Below are 10,540 nucleotides of genomic sequence, written 5' to 3' on the forward strand. Positions count from 1 at the left end.
CTGCCGGCGCCGAGCTGCTGACCCTGATCCGCGACGGCCGCCTGGAGTGGCGCGCCGAATTGCCCGAGCGCGACCTGATCCGGGTCACGCCGGGCGTCACGGTGGCGCTGCGCGGCCCCGACGGCGCCGAAGTGGCCGGCACGGTGCGCGCGGTGTCACCCGCGCTCGACGCGCGCAGCCGCACCGGCCTGGTCTACGCCGACCTGCCGATGCCGGGCGCGCTGCGGGCCGGCATGTACGCGCCGGGCGACCTGGTGCTGGGCGACCTGCCGGCGCGGACGGTGCCCGACCAGGCCATCGTCGAGCGCGACGGCTATCGCTACGTGTTCGTGCTGGGCGAGGGCGACATCGTCACCCAGCGCCGCGTCGAGCTGGGCGTGCGCGACGGCGGCGTGGTGCAGGTCCGCGAAGGCCTGCAGGGCGACGAACAGGTCGTGGTCGAAGGCGCCGGCTTCCTCGCCGACGGCGACCGCGTGCGCGTGGTCGCGGCCACGGAAGGCTGAGCCGGATGAACTTCTCCGCGTGGTCCATCAACCGGCCGCTGCCGGCCATCCTGCTTTTCATCCTGCTCACGCTGGTCGGCCTGTTCGGCTTCCGGCAGCTGGCGGTGTCGCGCTTCCCCGACGTTTCCTACCCGGGGGTCACCGTCACCGTGGCGCTGCCGGGCGCCACGCCCAGCCAGCTCGAAACCGAAGTGACCCGCAAGGTCGAGGACTCGGTGGCCAGCCTGCCGGGCATCAACAAGCTCATCAGCACCGTCACCGAGGGCGCCTCGACCACCTTCGTCGAGTTCCGCATCGGCAAGCCGCTGGACGAGGCGCTGGACGAAGTGCGCGACGCCGTCACCCGCATCCGCGGCGACCTGCCGGGCGACATCGAGGAGCCGGTGGTCGCCAAGATTGAAGTGGTGGGCGGCACGCTCGTCACCTACGCGGTCTCGTCCGACAGCCTGGGTGAAGACGAGCTGAGCTGGTTCGTCGACAACGAAGTCACCAAGAAACTGTTCTCCGTGCAGGGCGTGGGCGCCGTCGTGCGCAGCGGCGGCATCACCCGCGAGGTCCAGGTGGACCTGCGCCCCGGCGTGCTGGCCGCTTACGGCCTCACCGCCGGCGACGTGTCGGCGCAGCTGGCGCGCTCGCAGCTCGAACGCTCCGGCGGCCGCGCCACCCAGGGCAGCAGCGAGCAGGCCATCCGCGCGGTCGGCACGGTGGACAGCGCGCAGACGCTCGAGCAGTTCCCGATCGTGCTGTCCGACGGCACCCAGCTGCCGCTGTCGGCGCTGGCGACGATCACCGACGGCCAAGCCGAGCGCCGCCAGCTGGCGATGATCGACGGCGAACCGGTGGTGAGCTTCGGCATCAGCCGCACCCGCGGTTCGAGCGAGATCGCGGTGGGCGAAGGCATCGAGAAGGCCATCGCCGAGCTCAAGGCGGCGAACCCGCGGATCGAGTTCAAGCTCGTCAGCACCGCCATCGACGAGATCCGCGCGTCCTTCAGCTCTTCCATGGCCATGCTGTGGGAGGGCGCGGCGCTGGCCGTGCTGGTGGTGTGGTGGTTCCTGCGCGACTGGCGCGCGACGTGGATTTCGGCGCTGGCGCTGCCGCTGTCGATCATCCCGACCTTCGGCGTGATCTGGATCCTGGGCTTCAGCCTGAACATGATCACGCTGCTGGCGCTGGCGGTGGTGGTGGGCATCCTGGTGGACGATGCCATCGTCGAGGTCGAGAACATCGACCGCCACCTGGCGATGGGCAAGCCACCCAAGGTCGCCGCCACCGAGGCCGCCGACGAGATCGGCCTGGCCGTGATCGCGACCTCGGCCACGCTGGCGGCGGTGTTCATCCCGGTGGCCTTCATGCCCGGCATCGCCGGCAAGTTCTTCCTGGAGTTCGGCTGGACGGCGGCCACCGCCGTGATCTTCTCGCTGATGGTCGCGCGGCTGCTGACGCCGATGATGGCGGCCTACCAGCTCAAGCCCAAGCCGCACGTCGAGAAGGAATCGGCGCTGATGACGCGCTACCTGCGCCTGGTGGAATGGGCGTTGGCCAACCGCTTCACCACGCTGGCGCTGGCGCTGGCGATGTTCATCGGCTCGCTGGCGCTGGTGCCGCTGATACCGGCGACCTTCATCCCGGGCTCCGACCTCGGCCGCAGCAACCTCAGCCTGGAGCTGCCGCCCGGCGCGCGCCTGGACCAGACCGCGGCGATGAGCGAACGCGCCCGCGCCCTGATCAGCGACCTGCCCGAGCTGCGCCAGGCCTACGCCACCGTCGGCGGCGTGCTCGACCTGGGCGACCCGGCGGTCAACGGCATCAGCGAAGTGCGCAAGGTGACGATGGTGCTCGACTGGGGCCCCGAGGGCGAGCGCGAGCGCACGCAGAAGGAGCTCGAGCGCGAAGTGCGCAAGCGCCTGGAGCAGCTGCCCGGCGTGCGCCAGCGCTTCCTCAGCAGCGAGCCCGGCGAGCAGCTGATGCTGGTGCTCAGCGGCGACGACCCGGTGCGGCTCTACCAGGCGGCCGGCGAGTTCGAGCGCGACCTGCGCTCGCTGCCCGGCCTGGGCACGGTCAGCTCCACCGCCTCGCTGCTGCGCCCCGAGCTGGTGATCGTGCCCGACGCACGGCGCGCCGCCGATCTGGGCGTGTCCACGGTGGACATCGCCGAAGCGGCGCGCATCGCCACCAGCGGCGACTTCCGCCAGCGCCTGGCCAAGCTCAACCTGCCCGACCGCCAGGTGCCGATCCGCGTGCGCCTGGCCGAGGAAAACCTGTCGGACGAAGCGCTGCTGTCGCTGCTGCGCGTGCCCAGCGCCAAGGGCGGCACGGTGCCGCTGTCGGCCGTGGCCGAGATCCGCACCGGCACCGGGCCTTCGCAGGTCAACCGCTTCGGCCGCCAGCGCAACATCACCTTCACCGCCGAGCTCAACGGCCGCCCGCTGGGCGAAGTGATGGCCGAGGTGGAGCAGCTGCCGTCGCTGCAGCGGCTTCCGCCCGGCGTGCAGGTGCAGAACACCGGCGATTCGGAGATCTTCGTCGAACTGTTCGTCGGCTTCGCGCTGGCAATGGCGGCCGGCCTGTTCTGCGTGTACGCGGTGCTGTTGCTGCTGTTCAACCACGCCAGCCACCCGCTGATCATCCTGATGGCGGTGCCGCTGTCGGCCGGCGGCGCCTTCGGGCTGATGCTGCTCACCGGCACCCTGCTGTCGCTGCCGGCGCTGATCGGCTTGCTGATGCTGATCGGCATCGCCACCAAGAACTCGATCCTGCTGGTGGACTACGCCGTGATCGCCGAGGACGAGAAGGGCATGGACATGCACGACGCGCTGGTGGACGCCTGCCGCAAGCGCGCGCGCCCGGTGATCATGACCACCATCGCGATGACCGCCGGCATGCTGCCGATCGCCCTGGGCCTGGGCGCCGATGCGTCCTTCCGCCAGCCGATGGCGGTGGCCGTGATCGGCGGCCTGATCACCTCGACCCTGCTGAGCCTGGTGGTGATCCCGGCAGCGTTCGCGGCGATGGAGACGTTCACGCGGCGCTTCACGCGCCGGCGCGCCGGCGCCTGACGCGCCGGGCCGGCCCGGTCAGGGAAGGGCCGGCTCGGTGGGTTCGATGCCCGCGCAGGCGGCCACGGCGGGCGTCCGCGGCCGCTTGCAGAGCTCGCTGATCACCTTGTCCACGTTGGCCACCAGATAGGCCTCGGGCGCCGGCAGCGAGGCCAGGCGCTCGCGGGCCTGGGCCGCGTGTTCACCCGCGGCCGTGAAGTCACGGGTCTGGATCATCGTGCCGGCCAGGGCCACGCGCGCCATGATCCCCATCTCCACGGCGCCCAGGCGGTCGGCCATGGCCGCCGCGTCGCGCGCCAGCGATTCGGCATAGGCGAACTCCTCCCGGCGCAGCGCGTCCATGGCCAGGCTGTAGGCGGACCCCACGATCATCGGGTGGTCGCCCTTGAAGGCCGCGCGGCGCATGGCCAGCGACTCCTTCTTCATCGCGTAGGCTTCGTCCTTGCGGCCCAGGTCGTCCAGCACGTAGGCGTGGTTGTTGACCAGCACGGCCAGCTCCGGGCCACCGTCCGGGAATACCGCCTGCATCTGCGTGCGCGCTTCGCGGTAGAGGCCATCGGAGGCCTCCAGTTCGCCCAGGCCGTGCGCCACGTAGGCCAGGTTGCCGGTGAGCAGCGCTGGCGCCGAGGGCTGGTCGGGCACCCGCGCACCCGCGTCCAGCAGCGCCCTGGCGCGTTCGAATTGTTCGCGCGCGCGCGGGTAGTCCTCGGCGTCGAGGTAGAGCTGGCCCAGGTTGTTCACCGTCACGAAGTAAAGCGGGTCGGCTTGCTGCCCGGCACGCTCCAGGCCGCCGATCACCTCTTTCAGCAAGGTCTCCGCCTCCTCGGTGCGCTGCTGGTCCTTGCGCAGCTGGGCCACGGCCTCGCGCACGCGCTGGGTCTCCACGGCGTCGTCGCCGAAGGCCCGCCGCGACTCGTCCAGCGCCAGCAGCAGTTCGCGTTCCGCGAGGTCCAGGCGATAGCGGCTGAGCATGCTGTAGCCGAGCGAGAAGCGGATGCGCGACGACAGGTCGGGACGACCGGCGAAGCGCTCGCCCACCTGGGCGGACGCCTGGTCCACGGCCTGGCTCAGGGTGATCTCGGTGCCGGCGTTGTAGGGATCGGAGCTGCCGAGCACGTCCAGCAGGAACGCGTTTACGGCCTGGGTGTCCTCGGCCGCGCGCGTTGCCTCGCGCGCCTGCCAGGCGGCGATGCCACTGGCCACCAGCACCGCCACCAGCGCCGTGGAGCCCAGCGCGGCGCCCACCTTGTGGCGCCGCAGGAACTTGCCCAGGCGGTAACCCGCGGAGTCCGGGTGCGCCTGCACCGGCTGCCCCGACAGGTAGCGCCGGATGTCATCGGCCAGCTCCTGCGCGGAACCGTAGCGCCGGCCGGCTTCCTTGTGCATCGCCTTGGCGACGATGCGCTCGACGTCCTGGCCGATCTGCGCGCGCCGCCGCCTGCGTTCTTCGTCCGGCAGCGCCGCCTTGTCCAGCATCTTGCGCATCGGCTCGGGCAAGGTGTCGCAGACCACGTGCTCGGCTTCGCCAGGCCGCAGGCCACCCAACTCGTAGGGGCGGACGCCGGCGATCAGCTGGTACAGCACCACGCCGAGCGAATAGACATCGGAACTGGTGGTGAGCGCCTCCTGGCGCACCTGCTCGGGGCTGGCATAGGCGGGCGTCATCGCGGTCAGCGAGGTGTTGCCGTCCGCCGGGCGCGGCTCCTGCTCCAGGATCTTGGCGATGCCGAAATCCAGCAGCCGCGGTTCGCCGTTGGCGCCGACCAGGATGTTGTCGGGCTTGAGGTCGCGGTGCACGATCAGGTGCCGGTGTGCTTCCTGCACGCCGTCGCAAACCTTGCAGAACAAGCGCAGCCGGGCCGGCACGTCCAGCGCGTTCGCCTTGCAGTAGTCGGTGAGCGAAACGCCGTCGACGTACTCCATGACCAGGTAGGGAATGCCGCCCGCGGTGCTGCCACCGTCGAGGATGCGGGCGACGTTGGGGTGGCTCATGCGCGCCAGGATCGAGCGCTCGTCCTCGAAGCGGGTGATCAGCTTGCGCCGGAACTCCGCGGCGGCCAGCAGGTGCACCGGCCGCACCAGCTTGATCGCCACCTGCTGGTCGTAGACATCGTCGGCGCGCCGGCCGAGGTAGACGACCCCCATGCCGCCGGCTTCCAGCGGCTTGAGCAGCTCGTAGTTGCCCAGCCGTTCGCCGACCTTGGGGAACTCCGGGGGAACCGCTTCCGGCGCGACCGCGGTGGCCTCCATGAAGTCGCCCGCGGCCTGCTCGGCGCGCAGCAGGCGCCGGGCGCGTTCGGCGACGGCGGGCGAAACCGGCTGCGCCTCCAGCCAGGCCTCGCGCTGGTCCACCGGCTGTTCCAATGCCTGCTCGAACAGCTGCAGCACCTGGATCTCAAGCGACGTCTTCATGCCTCTCCCCTGGCCGCCCACCGGCCGGACACTAGCAGAAGGCGCAGGCAGGGCGCGGATCGGCTCAGCCGGCGCGCTGCTAGACTCGCGGCCATGGCCGGAGACGTCACTTCCCTGTTGGCGGCATGGCGCGGCGGCGACCCCGACGCCCGCGACCGGCTGGTGGCCATCGTCTACCCGGAACTGCACGCCCTGGCCGACCGCCAGCTCCGGGGCGAACGCGGCGACCACACGCTGCAGCCCACCGCCCTGGTGAACGAAGCCTACCTCCGGCTGTCCGGCCTGGACCGCATCGGCTGGCAGGACCGCGCGCACTTCGTGCGGATGGCGGCGCGGGTGATGCGCGAGATCCTCGTCGACCACGCCCGGCGCCGCAACGCCGCCAAGCGCGACGGCGGCCAGCGCGTCACGCTCACCGGCCTGGACCTGCCGGACGACCGGCGCGACCTGGACGTGGTGGCCTTGGACGAGGCCCTGACGCGACTGGCCCAGATCGACCCCGACAAGGCCCGGCTGGTGGAGCTGCGCTATTTCGGTGGGTTGGGCATCGAGGAAACGGCCGAGGCCCTGGGCACCTCGCCCGCCACCGTGAAGCGGCACTGGCAGGCCACGCGGGCCTGGCTGTTCGACGCGCTGTCGGCCGACGACTGATCCGGCGAGGGCGGTGAGCCGATCCGGCCCCGCACTGCGCCTACTCCTGAAACAGGAGGGTCCACCATGCGCACGTCCCCGCTCCGACGTCTCCCGATCATCTGCCTGCTGGCCACCGGGCTGGCGGCCTGCAGCCGCGGACCTGCGCCGGAAGGCCAGGCCCCGGCCGGGCCCGCGCAAGGCGGGCAAGCCAGCGCCGAAGGCCAAGCCCAATCGGCACCGCCGGATCCGTATGCGCCGCCAACGGCGACCGCGATGGCACCGGCCGCGATGGTTGCCGGAAGCACCCCGGCACCGGCACCCGCCGCGGCTTCCGACGCGGGCTTCCAGCGCCTGCCGGTGGTCGACCCGTCCGGCTTCGAGAAGCCCATGCCGGCCCTCTGGGTCGAGGTTCCCGCCGGGTGGCAGGCCAGCGGCGGCGTGGTCTGGAACGCCCAGGCACCGTGCGGCGCCAGCCCCAGCTACCAGTGGCATGCGCAATCGCCGGATGGCCAGCGTGCCATCGCGCTGCTGCCGGCCGAAGCCTGGACCTGGGACAACCTGGGCATGGACCTGCCCGGCGGCCGATGCCCGCGCTGGCCGATCACCGACGTGCGCGCCTACCTGCAGTCCTGGGTCCAGCGGAACCGGCCCGGCGCCCGGCTGCTCGACTACCGCGCGCGCAATGACCTGGTGGTGTCGCCGCCGCCGGCCTCCGACGGCCAGACCCGCTACTGGAAGGAAGGCGGTGAACTGCTGATCGCCTACGCCGGCCCGGGCGGCGAAACGCGCGAGGCGGTCGCCGCCGTGGTGCTGTTCAACGAAACGACGATGGCGGGCGTGATGCCCGGCGAAGTGCGCCGGTTCCTGGGCGGGCTGGCCGGCTCGCCGGTCGCGACGCGGGCGCCGGCGGGCCAGCTCGACCTCGACCTGCTCACCCACTTCGCCCGATCGGTGCAGCCGGACCCGCAGTGGCAGGCGCGGATGGACCGGCACAACCAGCAGCTCGCCGCGCAGGGACTGCAGGGGCAGCGCGAGCGCGGCGCGATCATCGCCGACACCCAGCGCACCGTCGCCGACATCCAGCAGGCCGGCTGGGAGCGCAGAAACGACAGCAGCGATGCGATGCACCGGCGCACCATCGACGGCATCAACAACGTCGACCGCTACGCCGACCCCGTCAGCGGCAACGAAGTGCAGCTCGACAACCGCTACGACCACGCCTGGCGCACGCAGGACGGGACCTACCTGCAGAGCAACGACCCCAACCTCAACCCTTCGACGGACCTTGGCGTCGACGCCGAGGCCATGGACCGCATCGAATGAAGACCCGGCCCGCACTTTCCGTCTCGCGTTGCATCGCCCTGGCCCTGGCCGGCCTGGCGATGGCCGCGCCCGGCGCCGCGCAGGACAGCTTCGGCGGTACGCCGCCGCAGCAACAGCCGCAGCCGCGGCAACCGCAGCCGCAACCCTATGCGCCGCCCGCGGCACCCGCGGGTACCGCGCCGGGCACGTCGTTCACACCGGCAGCGCCGGCGGACGACGCGCTGGCCCGGCAGGCGCAGGCCGAGCGCCAGGACATGGGCGTGGCGGCGACGACCTCGCTCAAGTCCGGAGGCCTGCACGGGCCGACGCCGAACCAACTGCCGGGCGGCCGGTTGGTGACCACGGCGGAACTGGCGCAACTGCTGCGCGACCCGGCCAGCGGCACCCTGGTGTTCGACGTGCTCGGCGGGCCGCAGCGACTGCCCAACGCACTGCCGGTGGTGCCGGCCTCCCAGGGAGGCAGTTTCGACGACGGGGTGCAGCGCGAATTCGGCCAGTACCTGCAGCAGGTCACCCAAGGGCGGAAGGACCGGCCGATGGTCTTCTACTGCCAGTCCGTCCAGTGCTGGATGAGCTACAACGCCGCCCTGCGCGCGACGCGGCTGGGCTACACCAACGTGCTCTGGTACCGCGGCGGCATCGAGGCCTGGCAAAAGGCCGGCCTGCCGCTGGCCAGCGGCGGCATGCCGGGCGGTTGATCGCACCGCCCTGCCGGGCCCTGGAAGGACGGCCCCGCCGGAGCGGCGGCCTGTGGTTCAGCAGGTGCGGCGGCTCAACGCACGCAGGGATTGCCCTCGCCCGGAATGCAAACGGTGCGCATGGTGTCGTTGGTGCCGGCGCGGGCGCTGCGGGCCTTTTCCTCGCGCTGGGCGACGGTCAGGCACTCGGTGGTCGGCATGCGCGAGCCGAGGCGGATCTCCTTCTTGCAGACCATGCGGCCCTTGTCGTCGTTGCGGACCATGGCGACGATGGTTTCCTGCGCGTTGTAGAGCTCGATGCGTTCCTCGGGCTGCAGTTCCATCGCGTTCTCGTGGCCCTCGAGCAGGCGGGCGATCTTGTTGCGCGCGCTCTCGGCCTGGGCCAGCGAGCCCTTCTTGAGGCGGCCGTAGGTGCCGTCGCGCGCCATGGCGATGGTGTCGTCGATTTCGTCGATGAAGGCCTCGGCGTCGGTGATCTTCCTGGCCTCGGCGTCGGCACGCTGGGCAATCGAGGCGGTTTCGGTCTCTTCGGCGATGCGCGCCTGTGCGGCCAGGGGCAGGGCCAGCAGGCAGGACAGGAACAGGGTGCGGAGCTTCATGGCGGGATCTCCTGGTGACGGGGCACGACGTGGCCGACGCCAGGCCCCTGGAAGCCCGAGGATACCGCGGCTGACTCGCGGAGCAAGTGCCGCCACCCCCGGGCGCCGGGGTTGCGGACGCCCCGGGGGAGATCGACCATGGGCGCGCCAGCGACGCGATCCAGGCCCGCCGGCGCATCGCCCCGCCCGGGGCTCAGCAGGTCACCCTACGAACAGGAGACGCGTGCCATGGGGAAGAAGTTCACTGCAATCACGGTTGGCCTGCTGCTGGCGGCCGGCGCCGCGCAGGCCGCCGCGCCGACGGCGAAGACACCGCGCGGACAACAGGTCTACGAGATCGTCAGGAAATGGGCGCCGCACGTGCAGGAGGTCTATGGCGTCGAACCCATGGACTGGGCGGGCCAGATGGCCTCCACCTTCGCCGGGGCCGACCTTGCGGCCCTTTCGGCGGCGGCACAGGCCCGCACCTTCGACGAGATGAGCGAACGCCTGCTCTCCCGCCAGCCCACGACGCTGGAATACAACCAGGCCATGGCGGCCAATCCGACGCCGGACGCGCTGGGTGACGCCGCCACCGACCTGGTGTTCGTGCCCGTCACGCCTTGCCGCATCATCGACACCCGGGTCGCCGGCGGCGTGATCCCGGCCAACAGCACGCGCGACTTCGACATCACCGACGTCACCGATTACGCGTTCCAGGGCGGCGCCGCGACCAACTGCAACGTCGGTGCCGCTGGCTCGTTCGCCGCCGCCATGATCAATTTCATCGTCGTCACCCCCAGCACGGCCGGCTACATCACCGCGTACCCCTTCCAGGCAAGCCAGCCGCTGGCGGCGACGGTCAACTATGTCGCGGGTGACATCCGGGGCAATCTCTCGGTGGTCAAGCTGGACCAGGGGGCGGCGGCGAGCGAGATGTCGGTGTACACCTTCGCGCAGACGCACCTGGTCGCGGACATCGTCGGCTACTTCATCAACCCGGCGGCCACCAACCTCGATTGCGTATCCACGAGCGTCGCCTCTTTCTCGATCGCGGCGAACACCGTCAACTTCTTCAACAACCCGGCCTGCCCGGCCGGCTATCGCGCGACGACGCCTTATTGCTGGACGGCGGCGTCAGGCGTGTACGCACAGGGCAGCGGATACAACGCCAACTCGCCCGGCAGCCCCACCTTCTGCTCGTGGCAGAACACCACGGGCTCGAATCAGACGACATTCGGCGGCAACGTTTGCTGTCGCGTACCCGGGCGGTGAAGACCGTCGCCGCCCGGCCGGCGGCCGGCCGGCGGCCGGCCGGCGGGCGGGCGGCGGGC

8 protein-coding genes are annotated in these 10,540 nt (G+C 71.3%); 6 read left to right on the forward strand and 2 right to left on the reverse strand.

Annotated features, from left to right (window positions below):
• The coding region (locus Q0C12_RS13255) for an efflux RND transporter periplasmic adaptor subunit (protein ID WP_290890958.1) at window positions 1-503 on the forward strand (503 nt) is incomplete at its 5' end.
• Window positions 504-508: 5 nt separating this feature from the next.
• Window positions 509-3,562: an efflux RND transporter permease subunit gene (locus tag Q0C12_RS13260; protein ID WP_290890960.1), complete on the forward strand. Its 3,054-nt coding sequence runs from the start codon at window positions 509-511 to the stop codon at window positions 3,560-3,562.
• Between the two features lie 18 nt (window positions 3,563-3,580).
• Here Q0C12_RS13260 and Q0C12_RS13265 read toward each other — a convergent pair whose 3' ends face one another.
• Window positions 3,581-5,974, reverse strand: coding sequence for a serine/threonine-protein kinase (locus Q0C12_RS13265; RefSeq protein ID WP_290890962.1), 2,394 nt, complete (start codon window positions 5,972-5,974; stop codon window positions 3,581-3,583).
• Window positions 5,975-6,067: 93 nt separating this feature from the next.
• Here Q0C12_RS13265 and Q0C12_RS13270 point away from each other — a divergent pair, with 93 nt between their 5' ends.
• The 3 genes from Q0C12_RS13270 to Q0C12_RS13280 all read left to right on the forward strand — a co-directional run bounded on the left by Q0C12_RS13270 (window position 6,068) and on the right by Q0C12_RS13280 (window position 8,628).
• On the forward strand, window positions 6,068-6,625 hold the full coding sequence (locus Q0C12_RS13270; RefSeq protein WP_290890964.1) for a sigma-70 family RNA polymerase sigma factor: 558 nt from the start codon (window positions 6,068-6,070) through the stop codon (window positions 6,623-6,625).
• Between the two features lie 66 nt (window positions 6,626-6,691).
• Window positions 6,692-7,930: a hypothetical protein gene (locus Q0C12_RS13275; protein WP_290890966.1), complete on the forward strand. Its 1,239-nt coding sequence runs from the start codon at window positions 6,692-6,694 to the stop codon at window positions 7,928-7,930.
• Entirely contained in the window at window positions 7,927-8,628 is a 702-nt protein-coding gene (locus Q0C12_RS13280) for a rhodanese-like domain-containing protein (RefSeq protein WP_290890968.1), read from the forward strand. The genes Q0C12_RS13275 and Q0C12_RS13280 overlap by 4 nt, the downstream gene beginning before the upstream one ends.
• Before the next feature lie 74 nt (window positions 8,629-8,702).
• Here the strand turns inward: Q0C12_RS13280 and Q0C12_RS13285 are convergent, their stop codons facing one another.
• Window positions 8,703-9,227 (reverse strand): hypothetical protein, encoded by a 525-nt coding sequence (locus Q0C12_RS13285; RefSeq protein ID WP_290890969.1) that lies wholly within the window; start codon window positions 9,225-9,227, stop codon window positions 8,703-8,705.
• A gap of 228 nt (window positions 9,228-9,455) precedes the next feature.
• Here Q0C12_RS13285 and Q0C12_RS13290 point away from each other — a divergent pair, with 228 nt between their 5' ends.
• On the forward strand, window positions 9,456-10,481 hold the full coding sequence (locus tag Q0C12_RS13290) for a hypothetical protein (protein WP_290890971.1): 1,026 nt from the start codon (window positions 9,456-9,458) through the stop codon (window positions 10,479-10,481).
• Window positions 10,482-10,540 lie beyond the last annotated feature (59 nt).

Source organism: Arenimonas sp. (assembly GCF_022842045.1).
Classification (GTDB): domain Bacteria; phylum Pseudomonadota; class Gammaproteobacteria; order Xanthomonadales; family Xanthomonadaceae; genus Arenimonas.

What these genes read in the sequence shown, in the direction of transcription:
- Q0C12_RS13270 (WP_290890964.1), top strand. Translation starts at nt 6,068, where the DNA reads ATGGCCGGAGACGTCACTTCCCTGTTGGCGGCATGGCGCGGCGGCGAC.
- Q0C12_RS13265 (WP_290890962.1), bottom strand. Translation starts at nt 5,974, where the DNA reads ATGAAGACGTCGCTTGAGATCCAGGTGCTGCAGCTGTTCGAGCAGGCA.
- Q0C12_RS13280 (WP_290890968.1), top strand. Translation starts at nt 7,927, where the DNA reads ATGAAGACCCGGCCCGCACTTTCCGTCTCGCGTTGCATCGCCCTGGCC.
- Q0C12_RS13285 (WP_290890969.1), bottom strand. Translation starts at nt 9,227, where the DNA reads ATGAAGCTCCGCACCCTGTTCCTGTCCTGCCTGCTGGCCCTGCCCCTG.
- Q0C12_RS13260 (WP_290890960.1), top strand. Translation starts at nt 509, where the DNA reads ATGAACTTCTCCGCGTGGTCCATCAACCGGCCGCTGCCGGCCATCCTG.
- Q0C12_RS13275 (WP_290890966.1), top strand. Translation starts at nt 6,692, where the DNA reads ATGCGCACGTCCCCGCTCCGACGTCTCCCGATCATCTGCCTGCTGGCC.
- Q0C12_RS13290 (WP_290890971.1), top strand. Translation starts at nt 9,456, where the DNA reads ATGGGGAAGAAGTTCACTGCAATCACGGTTGGCCTGCTGCTGGCGGCC.